General features: G+C 45.7%; 15 protein-coding genes. 10 read left to right on the forward strand and 5 right to left on the reverse strand.

Annotation, left to right across the window (positions count from 1 at the left end):
- Window positions 1-83: 83 nt before the first annotated feature.
- Window positions 84-1,478 (reverse strand): amino acid permease, encoded by a 1,395-nt coding sequence (locus tag I2494_RS00615; RefSeq protein WP_218465881.1) that lies wholly within the window; start codon window positions 1,476-1,478, stop codon window positions 84-86.
- A 214-nt stretch (window positions 1,479-1,692) separates the two neighbouring features.
- The gene (gene ydgH, locus I2494_RS00620; protein WP_218465880.1) at window positions 1,693-2,646 is read right to left on the reverse strand and encodes a DUF1471 family protein YdgH; all 954 of its coding nucleotides are present in this window, start codon (window positions 2,644-2,646) and stop codon (window positions 1,693-1,695) included.
- A gap of 375 nt (window positions 2,647-3,021) precedes the next feature.
- Here ydgH and pntA point away from each other — a divergent pair, with 375 nt between their 5' ends.
- A complete protein-coding gene (gene pntA, locus I2494_RS00625; protein WP_130591206.1) occupies window positions 3,022-4,554 on the forward strand; it encodes a Re/Si-specific NAD(P)(+) transhydrogenase subunit alpha in 1,533 nt (510 codons plus the stop codon).
- A gap of 12 nt (window positions 4,555-4,566) precedes the next feature.
- The gene (gene pntB, locus I2494_RS00630) at window positions 4,567-5,973 is read left to right on the forward strand and encodes a Re/Si-specific NAD(P)(+) transhydrogenase subunit beta (protein WP_218465879.1); all 1,407 of its coding nucleotides are present in this window, start codon (window positions 4,567-4,569) and stop codon (window positions 5,971-5,973) included.
- 64 nt (window positions 5,974-6,037) lie between these two features.
- Here the strand turns inward: pntB and uspE are convergent, their stop codons facing one another.
- Window positions 6,038-6,982 (reverse strand): universal stress protein UspE, encoded by a 945-nt coding sequence (gene uspE, locus I2494_RS00635; protein WP_218465878.1) that lies wholly within the window; start codon window positions 6,980-6,982, stop codon window positions 6,038-6,040.
- 117 nt (window positions 6,983-7,099) lie between these two features.
- A complete protein-coding gene (locus I2494_RS00640) occupies window positions 7,100-7,849 on the reverse strand; it encodes an FNR family transcription factor (protein ID WP_130591209.1) in 750 nt (249 codons plus the stop codon).
- Between the two features lie 646 nt (window positions 7,850-8,495).
- Between I2494_RS00640 and I2494_RS00645 the strand changes: the two genes are divergently transcribed.
- From I2494_RS00645 to I2494_RS00680, 8 genes are all read left to right on the forward strand, one after another.
- Window positions 8,496-10,412, forward strand: a complete 1,917-nt coding sequence (locus tag I2494_RS00645; protein ID WP_218465877.1) for an FTR1 family iron permease — start codon at window positions 8,496-8,498, stop codon at window positions 10,410-10,412.
- Window positions 10,413-10,503: 91 nt separating this feature from the next.
- Entirely contained in the window at window positions 10,504-11,031 is a 528-nt protein-coding gene (locus I2494_RS00650) for an iron transporter (protein ID WP_218465876.1), read from the forward strand.
- 157 nt (window positions 11,032-11,188) lie between these two features.
- Window positions 11,189-12,583 carry a Fe-S-containing protein gene (locus tag I2494_RS00655; RefSeq protein WP_218466038.1) on the forward strand — a complete coding sequence of 465 codons (1,395 nt, stop codon included), beginning with the start codon at window positions 11,189-11,191 and terminating at the stop codon, window positions 12,581-12,583.
- 2 nt (window positions 12,584-12,585) lie between these two features.
- Entirely contained in the window at window positions 12,586-13,866 is a 1,281-nt protein-coding gene (locus I2494_RS00660) for an ABC transporter permease (RefSeq protein WP_218465875.1), read from the forward strand.
- Window positions 13,867-13,879: 13 nt separating this feature from the next.
- Entirely contained in the window at window positions 13,880-14,992 is a 1,113-nt protein-coding gene (locus tag I2494_RS00665; protein WP_218466037.1) for an ABC transporter permease, read from the forward strand.
- A 2-nt stretch (window positions 14,993-14,994) separates the two neighbouring features.
- Complete coding sequence (locus I2494_RS00670) at window positions 14,995-15,708, forward strand: ABC transporter ATP-binding protein (protein ID WP_321206101.1); 714 nt, start codon at window positions 14,995-14,997, stop codon at window positions 15,706-15,708.
- Entirely contained in the window at window positions 15,698-16,195 is a 498-nt protein-coding gene (locus I2494_RS00675; protein WP_228350797.1) for a TlpA family protein disulfide reductase, read from the forward strand. The genes I2494_RS00670 and I2494_RS00675 overlap by 11 nt, the downstream gene beginning before the upstream one ends.
- 8 nt (window positions 16,196-16,203) lie before the next feature.
- A complete protein-coding gene (locus I2494_RS00680; RefSeq protein ID WP_218465874.1) occupies window positions 16,204-16,503 on the forward strand; it encodes a c-type cytochrome in 300 nt (99 codons plus the stop codon).
- Between the two features lie 79 nt (window positions 16,504-16,582).
- On the opposite strand, the gene yjbD is transcribed toward I2494_RS00680, so the two are convergent.
- A complete protein-coding gene (gene yjbD, locus I2494_RS00685) occupies window positions 16,583-16,846 on the reverse strand; it encodes a DUF3811 domain-containing protein (RefSeq protein WP_130591216.1) in 264 nt (87 codons plus the stop codon).
- Window positions 16,847-16,850: the final 4 nt, after the last annotated feature.

Consider the following 16,850-nt stretch of genomic DNA (forward strand, 5'->3'; position numbering starts at 1 on the left):
GCAAGCCCCCTTAACTCGGCCACTTGCACCGTAGTCTATTTGAACTCAATACTATTAGTGGACGAAACTGACTCGATACTCAACTACGATAACGTCATCCACAACGCCGGTGCCAGCAAGGCAAACAACAATACAATAATGGCGCGCTCAGTGACGTTCAGTGGTTTCTTTTTGTTAATTGCAGCATAGCGAGCATAGATAAACACCAGAATACCAGGGGCATACAGCACCACTGACATAAACAGGTTTTCCAGACCAGAAGCGTAAATTAACCACAGACCATAAATACTGGCTCCGGCAGCGGTTAGCCCCAGTTTCATACTTTTTCGGCGAATAGCCTCTTTCAACAGGAAAGCACCAACCAGAAAATAGGGGATCAGAATCATCTCAGAAGCGATGATCAACAGAGTATTGTAGTTACTTCCCGTCAGCCAGATTAGCAACAGGCTGAGCTGGATAATGCCGTTAGTGAACCATAACGATGCTGATGGCGCGCCTTTATGATTTTGGTGAATAAACGCATGAGGAAAAGCACCATGCTGAGCCGCTAAAAATGGAACTTCAGCAGCCATAATCGTCCAGCTCAAATAGGCTGCGCATACTGAAATAATTAAGCCCGCAGCAATAACAATTTCACCAATTGGCCCCATCAACATAACCATGACGCCAGACATGGATGGGTTACGCATCCCGGCTAACTCAACGCGAGGAACGACACCCAGCGATAATAGTGTGATCAGCAGATAAACACACAACGCCATCAGAACGGCTAATACGGTTGCGCGCCCTACGTCGGCCTTATGTTTTGCCCGACCGGAAACCACTACGGCACCTTCAATACCAATAAACACCCACAGGGTAATCAGCATGGTACTTTTTACTTGCTCCCAAACCGGTTGCCCAAGATTAACGCCGGTAAAATCGAGTTTAAAAACGTCAATATTAAAAGCCAGAATTGCCAGAATAATAAATAACGCGATAGGAATCAGTTTAGCCAGGGTAGCAATCAGATTAATTAGTGCAGCGGTTTGTACCCCACGTAATATTAATCCGTGAACTATCCATAACAGTACCGAAGCCCCCAGCATAGCCTGCCAGGTATTACCTTCACCAAAAACCACGTGTCCGGGAGAATCAGTGAAAAAACTCAGTGCGGCAAACACAATGACCAGATAGGAGAGGTTGGCTACTACAGCACAAATCCAATAACCCCAGGCGGAACAGAAACCAATCAGTTCACCGAAGCCTTCTTTAGCGTAGGTAAATATACCGCCATCCAGATCGGGGCGAATACGGGTTAGCAGCAATAGAGCGAAAGCCAGAAACAGAATACCGGTACCGGTGATGGCCCAACCTATCAGCAGCGCTGCCGGGCTTGCCACTTCAGCCATATTTTGCGGAAGGCTGAATATGCCAGCGCCGAGCATAGAACTTAACACCAGCGCAGTTAGCGTGGTAAGGCCGAGTTTTTTTTCCAACGTCAGATACCTGATAAAGAGCGGTCAAATTAGCCTGTCGGGCTACAACACATATGCTGTCGCAGATTGGCTAAAAAATTTTGCTGATTCTACGTAGCGATGACTGACGTTGCAATGGATTAATGCACTGAAAAAGGACCGAACATCGAAGGGGGAATACTGGCAATAAAAAAGGGCGATAATCTATCGCCCTTAATTTTCATAATATTTTGATTTATTTGAAGATATCTGCCGTTACGGTAGTGTTGCCACTGCCTTTTTGCCACTCGCGGGTTACGTGGAAATATTTACCACCTTTCGCTGCTGCGCGTTTAGCAATCTGTTCATACATCTCAACTGAGTTGCTGAAGTTATCCGTAAAGGTAATGCTGTCAAACGGTGTCATTTTCATTGCCGTTGCGTTATTCAGCATTTGAACTTTAGTACCATCTTTAAGCGTCACGGTATAACGGGAGCCTTCTGAGCTGGTCTGAGTTTCAAAGAAACGACCTACATCACCACTGAAAGACGTGGAAGATGCTACGTTTGGAATTTCAACTTCGGCAGCCGCCTCACCACCTGCAGCCAGTGCCGCTTTACCTGCTTCTGAATCAGCCGGAATAGGGTCAGCTTTTATTTGAACTTTACGTTCCGGAGCATCTTTCTTATAGATAAATGCTGTTATGTACTGGTTAGCACCACGGTTTGCATCAATTTGTCTGACGATAAAGAAAGAGTAAGCGCCTTTCTCACTGGCCAGCTTACCAATCGTACTGTTGATATCGTCCTGAAGCGGGAAGTTACCGCGAATAGAAACGGTATCAAAAGGTTCGAGCTTGCTGGCTTCGTCGCGAGGTAATTCACGCACACCGTTATACATGCGGTACTTCACTTCTTCAACGGCTGGTTTAGCGTCGGTATGGTACAGATCAACGGTAACACGTGAATTACTGCCGTTATTAACTTCACTAATATCACGAACAAAGAACGCTGATGCACCACGCTTATCCGCTTGTTTTGATGCTGCTTTGTTAGCGTCGTAGATACTATCGTAACGACCAGAGAAGGTGATTCTGTCAAAAGGTGCTAATGAATCAGCCTTCTCAGGGGTGAGTTCTTCGGCAGCAAACACAGAGAAAGCCATTCCGGAAAGCAGGGCTGTAGTAATTAGCGTTGTCTTCAGCTTCATAAAAGGATCCTTTACGCCTTAATTATTAACATTTGTTAACGTATGCATAAATCAGTACCGACAAGGGTAAGCGATTATGTCATGGAATTACAGGGGATGCTTTAGCATTTTTCATCATTCCGTTATCACTAGGTTAGCCAGAAATCAGGCTGATTTACACTACTTTGATAACAATCAGATAAAAAACTTGCGGATAAAGAGAGAGAACGGTGGATCGCCGAGTATATTTTCAGTAGGTTATAGGCAGCTGAATTAACCGGGGTAATTATCTTTTTGTGGTTATTACGCAAATCCAGTGTTCTCGGCTCAATAATGTAATAAATAAGTAAGATTTAACAATACACTTATCATCCACGACAGATGAAAGGGAATATTATGCGAATTGGTGTACCAAGAGAGCGGTTGGCCAATGAAGCCCGGGTTGCTGCAACACCGAAAACGGTTGAGCAGTTAATCAAGTTAGGCTTCACTGTAGCCATAGAACAAGGAGCAGGTAAACTTGCCAGCTTTGAGGACTCAGCTTATGAAGCTGCCGCGGCAACGATTGTCTCAACTGATGATGTCTGGCAGTCAGATATTATTTTGAAAGTTAATGCGCCAGAAGAGTTTGAAATCGAATTGCTTCGAGAAGGCACAACGCTGGTCAGCTTTATTTGGCCTGCGCAAAATCCAGAATTGATGCAGAAACTGGCTGACAAAAAAGTTACCGTATTGGCAATGGATTCGGTACCTCGCATTTCACGTGCTCAGTCAATGGATGCACTAAGCTCAATGGCTAACATCGCCGGTTATCGCGCGATTGTTGAAGCTGCACACGAGTTTGGTCGTTTCTTTACTGGTCAAATTACTGCCGCAGGTAAAGTACCTCCGGCAAAAGTGATGGTGATAGGGGCAGGGGTTGCCGGTTTGGCAGCTATCGGAGCCGCAGGCAGTCTGGGAGCGATTGTCCGTGCATTTGATACCCGTCCTGAAGTAAAAGAACAGGTTCAGAGTATGGGTGCTGAATTCCTTGAGTTAGATTTCGAGGAAGAGGCCGGCAGTGGTGATGGTTACGCGAAGGTGATGTCTGAAGCGTTTATCAAAGCCGAAATGGAGCTGTTTGCCGCTCAGGCTAAAGATGTGGACATTATTGTTACTACCGCATTGATTCCTGGCAAACCGGCACCAAAACTGATTACTACCGCAATGGTTGAATCCATGAAGCCTGGCAGCGTTATCGTTGATCTGGCGGCACAAAACGGTGGTAACTGCGATCTGACCGTAGCGGATCAGATTACTGAAACACCAAACGGCGTTAAAATTATCGGTTACACCGATCTGCCAAGCCGTCTACCAACGCAATCTTCTCAGCTTTATGGCACCAACCTGGTTAACTTATTAAAGCTGCTGTGCAAAGAGAAGAATGGCGAGTTAGACATTAACTTTGAAGATGATGTAATTCGCGGTGTTACGGTAGTCAAAACCGGTGAAATCACCTGGCCTGCACCACCAATTAAAGTTTCAGCACAGCCACAGAAGCCAAAAGTCGCTGATGTGATGGCGGCCAAAGCTGAAGCCGCACCGTCTTCACCAGTGAAAAAGTATGCCTTACTGGCGCTGGCGATCATTCTGTTTGGTTGGCTGGCCAGTGTTGCACCGGCTTCTTTCCTTTCCCACTTTACCGTTTTCGCACTGGCATGTGTGGTTGGTTACTACGTGGTGTGGAACGTAAGTCATGCGCTGCATACCCCATTAATGTCCGTAACTAATGCCATATCGGGCATTATTGTGGTTGGGGCACTGTTGCAGATCGGTCACGGTGGATGGGTGACATTCTTCTCATTTATCGCGGTACTGATTGCCAGTATAAATATTTTTGGTGGATTCACCGTCACCCAGCGCATGCTGAAAATGTTCCGGAAGAACTAAGGAGTAACAAATATGTCTGGAGGATTAGTTACTGCCGCATATATTGTTGCCGCGGTTCTGTTTATTTTCAGTCTTGCTGGTTTATCCAAGCATGAAACGTCAAAAATGGGTAACACCTTTGGCGTACTGGGGATGGCGATTGCTTTAATCGCGACGATTTTCGGGCCTTACTCAAGTAATGTGGGCTGGATTATCATGGCGATGATCATTGGTGGCGCTATCGGTATTTATCTCGCCAGAAAAGTAGAGATGACCGAAATGCCGGAGCTGGTTGCTATTCTGCACAGCTTCGTTGGTCTGGCTGCGGTATTAGTTGGTTTTAACAGCTATATCGTTGGCCCACATATGGAAGGCGTACCTGCACACGAACTGCAAGTGGTGTTAAACATTCACAACGTTGAAGTATTCCTCGGGATCTTCATCGGTGCGGTTACCTTTACCGGTTCGGTAGTAGCGTTTGGTAAACTACGCGGCATTATTTCATCTAAGCCAATGATGTTACCTCATCGCCATAAGCTGAATCTGGCCGCGGTATTGGTTTCATTTGTGCTGATGGTTCTGTTCGTTAACAGCGATAGCACCGGATTCCAGGTGTTTGCATTACTGATAATGACGCTGATTGCACTGGCATTTGGTTGGCATCTGGTCGCTTCTATCGGCGGTGCTGATATGCCGGTAGTGGTTTCAATGCTGAACTCCTACTCCGGTTGGGCAGCAGCTGCTGCGGGCTTTATGTTAAGCAACGATCTGTTGATCGTAACCGGTGCGCTGGTTGGTTCTTCCGGTGCGATTCTGTCTTACATCATGTGTAAAGCGATGAACCGCTCATTTATCAGTGTTATTGCCGGTGGATTTGGTACCGATGGTTCCTCTACCGGTGAGGACGAGGAAGTGGGTGAACACCGTGAAACAACGGCGGAAGAAGTGGCAGAACTGTTGAAGAACTCAAGCTCTGTTATCATCACCCCAGGGTACGGTATGGCGGTAGCACAGGCGCAATATCCGGTTGCGGATATTACCGCTAAGCTGCGTGAACGTGGTATCAAAGTTCGCTTTGGTATTCACCCGGTTGCTGGTCGCTTACCAGGCCATATGAACGTATTGCTGGCAGAAGCCAAAGTACCTTATGACATCGTACTGGAGATGGACGAAATCAACGAAGATTTCCCGGATACCGATACTGTATTAGTTATTGGTGCAAACGATACGGTTAACCCGGCGGCGATGGAAGATCCTCGTAGTCCTATCGCGGGTATGCCAGTGCTTGAAGTGTGGAAAGCGCAGAACGTTATCGTATTCAAACGTTCTATGAATACCGGTTATGCTGGCGTTCAGAACCCTCTGTTCTTCAAAGAAAATACCCAAATGCTGTTTGGTGATGCGAAAGAGAGCGTAGATAAAATCCTGCGTGCTTTATAAGTTTCATTGAAGTAAGCAAAACAAAGGGCCGCAATTGCGGCCCTTTTTAATAACTCAAGCTCGATTAATCTTCATCATCATGATCGTCATGTTCTGAAGTATCGTCTGGCTTCAGTGCCAGAAGGTCACATTTCAGATGTCCGATCACACGTTCTGCAGTGTTACCAATAAAAGCGGCCGAGAGCCCGGTTCTGCCAACGGTACCCAATACGACAATACCGGCATGAATCTGTTCTGCTACAGCAGGGATAACATCTTCCGGCATGCCTTTTTCAACGTGGGTTAGCTCTTCGGGAATGCCAAATTCCTGGCGCAGTGCTTTCATGGCCACCAAAAACTGACCGCGAATGGCGTTGTTGTAAACCGTAGGATCAAACTCTGGTAACTCAATAGCAATATTGATTGAGGTAGAAGGATATGCACTGACCAGATGTACTTCGGTACTGTCAGCGAAGGTTGCCAGTTCCAACGATTCTCTTACCAGTTTACGGTTCAGTTCATCGTGAAAATCTTCTTCACTGGAAAGGTTAACAGAAACCAGTGCTTTTCCGTGTTCTGGCCATGGCTGATCTTTTACCATCCATACCGCACAAGGTGCTTTGCGTAACAGATGCCAGTCCAGCGGGGTGAAAATCACCGATTCCAGCATATCGTGTTGGTGAGCTGCTTTGAGCAGAAGATCATGGTTATGCGCAATAATCTCTTCAATGACTGCTTCATGATAGCGTTTATGCCAGACCACTTTAATTTCGATGTTAACACCAGATTCCAGATAGTAGTGGCTTAACTGGCGTATCCAGGCGACGCGCTGATCGATAGCGCTTTGACGCATCGCCATACGCTCATCCTGAGAAAGCAGGCTGGTTACTTCATAAGAGAAATCAAAAATGGGCAGAAACGCTTTAATTTTTCCGCCGTTACGGCGAACAAGATAGACGGCGCGCCGTAGAGCTGCTTGATCCTCTTCATCCGGATCGATTGCGACAAGAAGATTTTGATAGTGTGCCATGAGCGCCTCCCGTTAAATACCTAAAGTATAGTTAAAGATAAACTATATAACGGGAACAGAACAGAAGAGGAACGGGACTCGGATCAAGATTCTGGTAAAATCTTGATCCGACGATGATTATTCGCTTTGATTCTGACCAGCCAGTTCGGCCAGAGTGTCGATATCCTGAATAGTAATATATTTACCTTTAACACTCAGAATTTCGCTTTTTTGGAAACGACCCAGTAAGCGGCTGATGGTTTCGACTGTCAGGCCTAAATAGTTACCAATGTCACCACGAGTCATGGTCAGACGAAACTCTCTTGGAGAGAAACCGCGCTGTGCAAAACGGCGGGAGAGGTTATAGATGAACGCAGCCAGACGCTCTTCAGCATTTTTCTTCGATAGCAACAGGATCATGTCCTGATCGCCTTTAATTTCACCGCTCATCAGGCGCATGATTTGCTGACGCAAGCTTGGCATTTTGCCAGACAGATCGTCCAACACTTCATATGGAATTTCACACACCATGGATGTTTCCAGTGCCTGAGCAAAACTTGGGTGCATATGATTGCCGATGGCATCAAAGCCCACTAAATCGCCAGCCAGATGGAAGCCAGTGATCTGCTCATCACCTTGTTCCGTGATGGTATAGCTTTTTATGGTACCGGAGCGAATAGCATACAGAGATTTCAGGTCATCACCTGCTTTAAACAGTGCCTGACCTTTCTGAATCGGCTTTTTACGCTCAATAATATTGTCGAGCTGATTCAGTTCATGCTCATTCAGCGTAAAAGGAATGCATAACGGGCTGATACAGCAATCCTGACAGTGGATTGCACATCCGCCTGATTGTATGCGCCGAATTGTTCGCTTTTCCGGAATCATAAAATTTAACTCTACTTTATTTGATATGTGTCAATTTTAACAGTTTTTCGCCCAATAGGTAAGGCTTGAGCAAAAGTCGGTACAAGAGTTGTGAGCGTTACAACAAAAAACCAATAACATTATGATTCTAATGGTGATTAATTTTCTCTCGCACCATATTAATAACCACTTTGTTATTATGGATATGTGGATTTGATGCTTTTTTAACCTCAAACCTAAAAATTTGGTTAAAAAAAAGAAATATACGGATATTTGACCTGATTTATGACCTTAACACGAAGATAAACACTAAATTATTGTGCTTAATTCGATAATAATTGATGATTATTTAACATTATGGTCATTTTTTGGCTGTTTTTTCAGGTTATCACTCGTACAACTATAAGCCTAGTATAATTGACAGGTATTTTTTAGGCCAATTTAGTTAACGGGTGAGATAAAGCTAAATCCACCATCTTTCGACTTATGCAGTTTACTCTGTGCCAGAGGAGCTGTTTTCTGACCAAATACTGAGCTATCCAGATTTTTTCGTAATCAGAGATATCTGTCTCTGCTTTTGCCATAGTTTGATAGAGATCAGGTTTATTATATGAGTTAACTACGTATAATGAGAATAAATATCATTGTGAGAATGTATATCATAATTATGCGTATTATTCAGAAAGCTTTGTTGCTCTGCATTGGATGGCTGGCGCTCAGCGCTGTTGTTGTCGCGGATACCGATTATAAGCAGTTGACGGATGATATTCGCCAGCGCTTAGATAAAACTTCTCAACTCTACCAACAGCAACAAATTGCTGATGCGCGTACCGAAGTCCAGATGGCTTACTTTGAAGTATTTGAAAATCTGGAAGGGCCGATTCGCATCAATATCTCTGCACAAAAAAGCTATCAGATGGAAGCCGCTTTCGGTGAAATCAGAAAGATGATTGGTGACGGTAAACCGCAAAGCGAAGTTGATGAAAAAATTAACTGGCTGAAAGGGGAACTGGATAGCGTATTACCTGTACTGGCTGATGGTCACCAACTGACTGCTGAGCAACAGCATGGTACCTATGATAATGATCAAATAGCTCCTTATTGGCAGCAGAGTTTTAAAACCATTGATGATTTGCTGGCAGAGGCTATCACTCTGTATCAACAAAATAACTATGCAGAAGCGCGTCTTCGAGTTCAAAAGGCTCAATATGATGGGTTTAAAAACTCTGAGATGGAGATGTCCGTTCGCCAAAACCGCTCTTCTCAGCAGGCTGGAGAGATTAATCGCCAGTTTAATGAACTGATTAAAATCAGTGGCGAAGCGGAGCAGATGAATGAAGTCAGCTACCGCATCACGACCTTATTACAGGATCTTGAAGACCTTCTTCCCGGGCTGCCAACGACACGTGATACACAGCAAGCTGTAGCGGCAACTAACGGAGCTATTGAAGATACAACACCAGATGCCGACTGGCAAAAAGTGGTTACAGATATCGATAAGGCGGTTAATGCAGCGCTGGAACAATATCATTCTGGTGATGGTAAAGGGGCGATGATGGCTATTCAGGATGCCTACTTTGACCTGTTTGAAGCCAGTGGAATGGAGAATAAGATCGGCTCCCGTGATTCCGCATTTAAAACCAAAATTGAAGGTTACTTCACCCGCATGGTGAGCCAGATTAAAGCTGGACAACCGGTTGAGTCGATCCAACAACAATCTCAGGCATTGCAACAGGATCTAAATACTGCCGTGGAAATGCTGGGTAGTGGTAGTCAGACTAGCTGGAGCCTGTTGGTCTATAGCCTGTTAATTATTGTGCGTGAAGGCTTAGAAGCGCTGCTGATTGTCGCCGCCATAGTGGCCTATCTGGTGAAAAACAATCACCACGACAAACTGCCGTTAATTCGTCAGTCGGTGTATGTTGCTCTGGTTGCCAGTGTAATCACGGCGGTACTATTCCAGTGGCTATTCTCTAACTCCGGTGCCAGCCGTGAGTTACTGGAAGGCGTCACCATGTTAATAGCGGTAGTGATGTTGTTCTCCATGAGCTATTGGTTACTGTCTAAAGTGGAAGCTCGTCACTGGAAAGCTTACCTGGAAGGTAAACTTTCCCAGTCGTTAAGTACCGGTTCGATGGTTGGTCTCTGGTTAACCTGTTTTCTGGCGGTATACCGTGAAGGGGCTGAAACCGTTCTGTTCTATTTTGCCCTGATGGGGGATTCCACCTCGGTCAGCGGTCACCTTTCTATTCTGGCCGGCTTTGTTATTGGCTGTGTCATTTTACTGATTGCCTATCTGATCATGCGTTTTACCGTAGTGAAGTTACCGTTGAAACCGTTCTTTATGTTCACCGGTAGTTTTATGTATCTGATGGCATTTGTTTTCGCGGGCAAGGGTGTTCTGGAGTTGATCGAAGGAAAACTGTTTGAGCCTACGTTGTTGTCAGGTATGCCTGAAATATCCTGGCTGGGGATTTACCCCTATATCGAAACCCTGACTCCACAGGCGGTACTGATTGTAGCCGCTCTGATTGCACTTTGGGTGATGAAAAAAAATTCGTCTGCGACAGCGGCGAATACATAACAGGAAGCTTTGATCGTTGCTTTGCGTTTGTTCTTAATGCCGTGGAAAAAGCGGCAATATCAATATTGATAATAAAGAGGATGGAAAAAAGATGGCAATGAATAAAACATTAGTGACTGGTGCGCTGATTGCGGGTCTGTTTACTGCACCTGCAGCATTGGCTTTTAAAGAATATCCAGCCGGTGAACCTGTCAAAATGAATGAAATGGAGATTGCTGCGGTTTATTTGCAACCGATCGACATGGAACCTCGCGGTATGGGGCTACCAGCAGCTAAAGCTGATATTCATCTGGAAGCTGATATCCATTCAGTTGAAGGTAACAAGAATGGTTTTGGTGCCGGAGAGTGGATGCCATACCTAACCATCGCTTACACCCTGGTTAATACCGATACCGGTGAAAAGCAGGAAGGTACCTTCATGCCAATGGTTGCTGGCGATGGCCCTCACTACGGAGCCAATATTAAAATGATGGGTGTCGGTAACTATAAAGTCACTTACCACATTGAACCGCCATCAAAAGCAGGTTTACATCGTCACACCGATAGCGAAACCGGTGTTGGTCGTTGGTGGAAACCGTTTGATGTTAGCTTCGACTTTAAATATGTCGGTCTGAACTAAGTCCAGCCTCGCCGGGTGAGTGATTTTACTTACCCGGCGGTTGTTTGATATTTCTGTGTTGTTGGTTATATGGGACGGTGATAGCCCATATAACTAACAATAATTTCTGAATACAGTGCCGCTCCCGGTGTGTCAGTGAGCGGGGTACATGTCAATGATGAGTTATTTTCTGGTTTCGGTCTTACAATCATTTCTGCCAACCGCCTTGCTGCTGGGGCTTAGCTGGTCTTTACGCAAAACGCCTCGTGTTCGTCCATTAATCTGGTTAAGCCTGTTGGGATTTTTTGCCGGAACGGCAAGCGGTATTAATCTTCCGACATCTCAACAGTGGGTGCTGTTTTTTACGGCATTGCAACTGACGCTGATAGTACTGTTCTTGCTGAGCCAACTGGTATCGTTATTAAAAGTTGGTTACTTTTGGCAGTTAGTCTTATTGTTTGTGGCCGCATTGCGTTGGGGGCAGACGCCAAATCTTAGTGCGATCACGGCTACCAACGTTATCAATACGGATTTGTTATTAAATATCAGCGCAGTCGTCGCGGGATTAATCCTGGTAGCATTCTCTGGTGCATTGATGACATTTTGTATGCGTCAACTACGCTACTTACGCTGGCCGTTACTGATTATTTTGTCATTGCTGCTGTTGGCTCCGCTGTCCGGTGAGCTGATGTTGGTGTTGATGAAATTGCAGGTGGTTGAATTAACTAAATCATTACTCAGCTATGTGGCGAAGGTCACTAATGCCAATAATCTGACCAGTTATGTTTGTGCTGGCGTGTTGTTATTTAGCGGCGTCGTTTATTTCATTAAAGTGGTGCTGCCTCGTTCTATCGCCCGGGCAGAGCCTCGTTCTATCGCCCGGGCAGAGCCTCGTCCTATCGAACATCGCAAAGCGGTGGCACATTATCAGGATTCCCGCCGAATTTTTGTTATCACACTATTGTTAGCGCTGCTGATTGCCGGAGCTCAATTGTACTGGGATAAAGTCGCCTCCCAGCCACCACGACTTTCTGAAGCGCTACCAGTAACGCTGGCCAGCGATGGTCTGGTGCATATTCCCGTTGAGCAGGTAAGGGACGGTAAACTTCATCGCTTTGTCTGGGTAGCCGAAGATGGTAAGGCGGTACGTTTCTTTGTCATAAACCGCTATCCGGATAAGTTACGCTTGGGCGTGGTATTTGATGCCTGTCTGCTGTGTGGCGATCAGGGTTATGTTATGGAAGGTAATCAGGTCATCTGTGTGGCCTGCGATGTACGGATCTTTATCCCTTCAATTGGTAAACCCGGCGGCTGTAATCCGGTACCAATTGATGAATGGGAGATGACCGATACAGAATTGACCATTAGTAAAAAATCGCTGGAGAGTGGGCTAAATTACTTCTCTACCATTGTGACGCTGGAAGTGACTGATCCGGTTGATGGCAGCAAACTGACCAATACTAAAGCAGAACATCGCTATACCTTTGCTGGCAAAACTTACTTCTTCTCTACGGCTGCAAATTATGAAGCCTTCAGGGACAATCCTGAGAAGTTCGTGAAGGAGGAACAATAACCATGCTGTGGCTTATGTTACGACAGTCATGGTCGCGAAATATCCGTAAAAAGTTATTAGCGGTGATGACGATTTTTCTGGCTGCGGGGCTGGTTTCAGCGTTGCTGGCGGTATCGATAGATATTGGTGACAAAATGGCGCGGGAGATGAAATCCTACGGCGCCAACATACTGATTGAACCGGCAGGACAGGCCACCTTACCGTCTTTGTTTGGTGAAAAGAGTAACCCACTGGCCGGGCAGGATTTTCTCGATCAGGCAGAACTTCCTAATATTAAAGATATTTTCTGGCGCAACAACATTATGGGCTTTGCGCCATTGTTGAGCGGTGAAGTGGAGGTTCAAGGGAAAACTATTCCAGTTTTAGGAACCTTCTTTGAGCAAAAGGTAGATGTGCCGGATGAAGAGAATTATCACACCGGTCAGAAGATTATCAGCACCTATTGGCAGGTTTCAGGTCAGTGGCCAGATGAGGCCGGTAAAAAGCAAGAAGCTCTGTTAGGCCAGCAGTTAGCACAACAAACCGGGTGGAAGGTTGGTGACATTGTCACGTTAAAGGGCGTAAAAGCTACACTGAATGTGACCATCAGTGGCATTCTGGCCAGTGGTGGCGATGAGGAACAGCAGTTGGTCTTGCCTTTGGCTCAGGTTCAGGAACTGTTGGGGCTTCAGGGTAAAGTACAGGCTATTCGAGTATCGGCATTGACGGTGCCTGAAAATGAGCTGTCGCGTAAAGCCAGAGCCGATCTGGAGTCGTTAGATGCTGAAGAGTATGACCTGTGGTACTGCACTGCTTATGTCTCTTCGATTGCGCATCAGTTAGAAGAGGCCATTTCTGGTTCAGGCGTGAGGCCAATCTGGCAGGTAGCGGCTTCAGAAGGGATTGTGATTGAAAAGATTCAATTGCTGCTGGCGGTAGTGACTCTGGCGGCATTACTGGCATCAGCAATGGGGATCGCTTCTTTGATGACCAGTAATATTATGGAACGCACCAAAGAGATAGGATTAATGAAGGCACTGGGCGCGAGACAGTGGCAAATCATGATGCTGTTCTATCTGGAGGCGGCCATGAGCGGTGTAATTGGTGGATTATTGGGTTGCATTGCTGGCTGGGGGTTGGCGAAAGGCATTGGCCTGATGTTGTTTGATGCACCATTAAGTTTTGCCTGGATTGTCGTACCTTGTGTTCTGGTACTGTCAGTATTAATTGCGCTGGCGGGTACCTGGTTCCCGGCACGGCGTATCGCTCATCTGTATCCTGTGGAGGTACTGTATGGGCGCTAATCATTGTCAAAATATGTTCTGGCGTCTGGTATTACGGGCACTGAAGCTAAGAATGCAGCGGGTCGTGGTGATTTTTGCTGCACTGGCTGTTGGGGCTGCGATTGTGACGACAATGTCAGCGGTCTATTTCGATATCAATACTAAGATGAGCCAGGAATTACGCACCTTTGGCGCTAATTTCTATATTGGCCCAGGACATGGTAATACCTTACCGTTAAATGATTATGAACAGATCATTGAACAGGCACCTAAAGGGTTAATTGGGGCTGAAAGCCCGTATTTATATGGCATGGCGCGTACTGAGCTGGAAAAGGTCGTGGTCATGGGCGTCAGATTTGAGTCACTTAAACAAATTGTTCCTTACTGGCAAGTAACGGGCAGTTGGCTTAGCGTTAGCTTTGACGATCGTAAAGCGATGATTGGCTATAAGTTGGCTAATCGCCTCGAATTAAAAGTGGGGGATTCTCTGGTGTTGGTTGATGGTGAGCAAAAAAAATCACTGCAAATCAGAGGTATTGTTGAATCCGGTGACGCGACGGATAACGTATTGATTATCAATCTGCCTTTAGCCCAAAGCTGGCTGAAACAGCCGGGGGTGATCAGCCATGGTTTATTGAGCGTCAGTAACGAAGCTGGTCAGGTAGATGACTTTGCCCAACGGTTACAGCAGCGTTATCCGGATCTGGAAATTCGACCTATTCGTAAGGTATCGGCCAGTGAAGGTCAGGTACTGGATAAGATTAAAGGATTGATGGGCTTAGTCTCTCTGGTGATCCTGGTATTGTCGACCCTGTGTGTAAATACCACGCTGATGGCGATTGTCAGCGAGCGCTCGAAAGAGTTTGCTTTGCAAAAAGCGCTGGGTGCTAAAGGCCGAGATATTGTGCGTCAGATTATGGCGGAGACCATGATTATCGCACTGTTTGCTATTATTGCTGGCGTAGCTATCGGCTATATTTTGGCCCAGATTCTGGGGCAAACGGTGTTCTCTGCCTCCATCGATCTGCGTGCTCAGGTTATTCCATTAACCTTTATCCTGTCATTATTGGTTGCCTTGATTGCAGCCGTTTTACCGACTTACCGTGCCGTGAAGATTGAACCGGCTAAAGTTCTAAAAGGAGAATAACGGTGACGCAATCAGTTAGTCAGAGCTCCTCACCATGGGTAATTGAAACCCGCCATTTGTATAAACGTTTTGGTCAGGTTGTCGCACTGGATGATATTAACCTGCAAATTAAACGCGGAGAGTTTATTGCCATCATGGGGGCATCCGGTTCAGGCAAAACCACATTGATGAATATTTTGACCTGCCTGGATACCGCCAGTGAAGGTCAGGTACTGCTTGATGGTACCGATGCCGCTGCGCTGGATGAAGAAGGGCGTCGGGCTTTCCGTTCGGATAAAATTGGGTTGGTGTTTCAACAGTTTCACCTGATTCCATTCCTTACTGCGCTGGAGAATGTAATGCTGGCTCAGCATTACCATAGCGTGGTTGATGAGAAGGCGGCGCGTAATGTGTTGGAGCAGGTCGGCTTAGGCCATCGTTTTGACCATTTACCCAGCCAGCTTTCTGGTGGTGAACAGCAGCGGGTATGTATTGCCCGGGCGTTAGTGAATGAACCGCCAGTGATTTTTGCCGATGAACCAACGGGAAATCTGGATGAACAAAATGAACAGTTAGTTTTAGGTTTATTAACGGATTTGCATAAGCAAGGGCGAACTATTGTGATGGTAACCCACAACCCTGAGCTTGGGCGTTTCGCCGATCGTATTGTTCGATTACAGCATGGAAAGTACCTGAGTGAAGAAGTGAATAATCGCGAGGTGGAAAATGCGGTTTAACATGGGTAAATCTGGTGTGTTGCTGCTTATCAGTGCGGTATTGCTGCTGTCTGGATGTAAAGAGGAAAAAGCAAAGATTGGTACACCGGCGCCTACACTGGCAGCTTATGACTTATCCGGTAATAAAGCATCTCTGGAACAGTGGAAAGGAAAATATGTTTATCTAAATTTCTGGGCTTCTAACTGTGGTGGTTGTCTGGCAGAGATGCCAACGCTGGAGAAATTGAGTCAGGAATATCGGGATAATATCGTGGTGGTTGGTATCAACACCGATAAAGAAGATGCCAATATTCAGGCATTATTAACGGATATGAAGGTTTCATTCCCTAATGTACGTGACCAATTGGCGATTACTCAGGAGCGCTATCAGGTTATTGGTACTCCAACGTCGTTTTTGATTGATCCTAAGGGAACCTTACAAGGACAGTATGTGGGAATGATGCACGAGCCTCAACTGAAGGCCATTTTTCAGAAGGCTAAAGGATAATGCCGCTGATGAAAACTGGTTATCTGGGGTTAATATTGCTGTTGTTTAGTGGGATGAATCCGGTAATTGCCGCGCAGACAGAACAAAAGTTTTATAACATGAATTGTGCTTCCTGCCATGGCAAGAAGGGGGAAAAAACGGCACTGAATAAAGCTCGTCCATTAATCAGCCTGACGGAGTCGCAGATTATTGAAGCGTTAACAGAGCGGCGGAATGGCGATGTGAAGGGGGCGGGAAATCAGGTTAAAAAACGGCTGACGGATGAGGATATTAAAAATCTGGCAAAGTTTATCCCGACGATGAAGTAATTTGCAGATATTGTGGTGAAATCACCTTCTGTACGCGTCGGGCTAAGCCCGACGTTTGCTTTTTTGTCTGGATTAACGATTACCGAACACCACGAGAATGATTCTTCTTGCTCCAGCTAAAGGTTTCATCGCTGGGAACATATTTATCTTTCTTTTTTTCTGCCCGGGCTTTCTTCTCTTCTTTTTCCAACTCTTTCATTATTTGAGCAATAACGTCTTCTTTTGCTTTGTTGAGCTCACTATTGGTTAAAGAACGGCCTAATTCCCTTTTTAATTGTGCCTGTTTCATTTTAATCTGCTGTAACTGGCTTTCAGTTAAGTCTTTTAAGGTTAACTTCTTCATTATT

Origin of the sequence: Limnobaculum allomyrinae, from assembly GCF_016649425.1 — a bacterium.
GTDB classification, from domain to species: domain Bacteria; phylum Pseudomonadota; class Gammaproteobacteria; order Enterobacterales; family Enterobacteriaceae; genus Limnobaculum; species Limnobaculum allomyrinae.

Bases quoted from the DNA above. Each gene is read 5' to 3' on its own strand.
- yjbD (WP_130591216.1), bottom strand. From the start codon at position 16,846: ATGAAGAAGTTAACCTTAAAAGACTTAACTGAAAGCCAGTTACAGCAG.
- I2494_RS00640 (WP_130591209.1), bottom strand. From the start codon at position 7,849: ATGATTCCGGAAAAGCGAACAATTCGGCGCATACAATCAGGCGGATGT.
- I2494_RS00655 (WP_218466038.1), top strand. From the start codon at position 11,189: ATGAGTTATTTTCTGGTTTCGGTCTTACAATCATTTCTGCCAACCGCC.
- pntB (WP_218465879.1), top strand. From the start codon at position 4,567: ATGTCTGGAGGATTAGTTACTGCCGCATATATTGTTGCCGCGGTTCTG.
- I2494_RS00650 (WP_218465876.1), top strand. From the start codon at position 10,504: ATGGCAATGAATAAAACATTAGTGACTGGTGCGCTGATTGCGGGTCTG.
- I2494_RS00675 (WP_228350797.1), top strand. From the start codon at position 15,698: ATGCGGTTTAACATGGGTAAATCTGGTGTGTTGCTGCTTATCAGTGCG.
- I2494_RS00680 (WP_218465874.1), top strand. From the start codon at position 16,204: ATGAAAACTGGTTATCTGGGGTTAATATTGCTGTTGTTTAGTGGGATG.
- ydgH (WP_218465880.1), bottom strand. From the start codon at position 2,646: ATGAAGCTGAAGACAACGCTAATTACTACAGCCCTGCTTTCCGGAATG.
- uspE (WP_218465878.1), bottom strand. From the start codon at position 6,982: ATGGCACACTATCAAAATCTTCTTGTCGCAATCGATCCGGATGAAGAG.
- I2494_RS00665 (WP_218466037.1), top strand. From the start codon at position 13,880: ATGTTCTGGCGTCTGGTATTACGGGCACTGAAGCTAAGAATGCAGCGG.
- I2494_RS00660 (WP_218465875.1), top strand. From the start codon at position 12,586: ATGCTGTGGCTTATGTTACGACAGTCATGGTCGCGAAATATCCGTAAA.
- pntA (WP_130591206.1), top strand. From the start codon at position 3,022: ATGCGAATTGGTGTACCAAGAGAGCGGTTGGCCAATGAAGCCCGGGTT.
- I2494_RS00645 (WP_218465877.1), top strand. From the start codon at position 8,496: ATGCGTATTATTCAGAAAGCTTTGTTGCTCTGCATTGGATGGCTGGCG.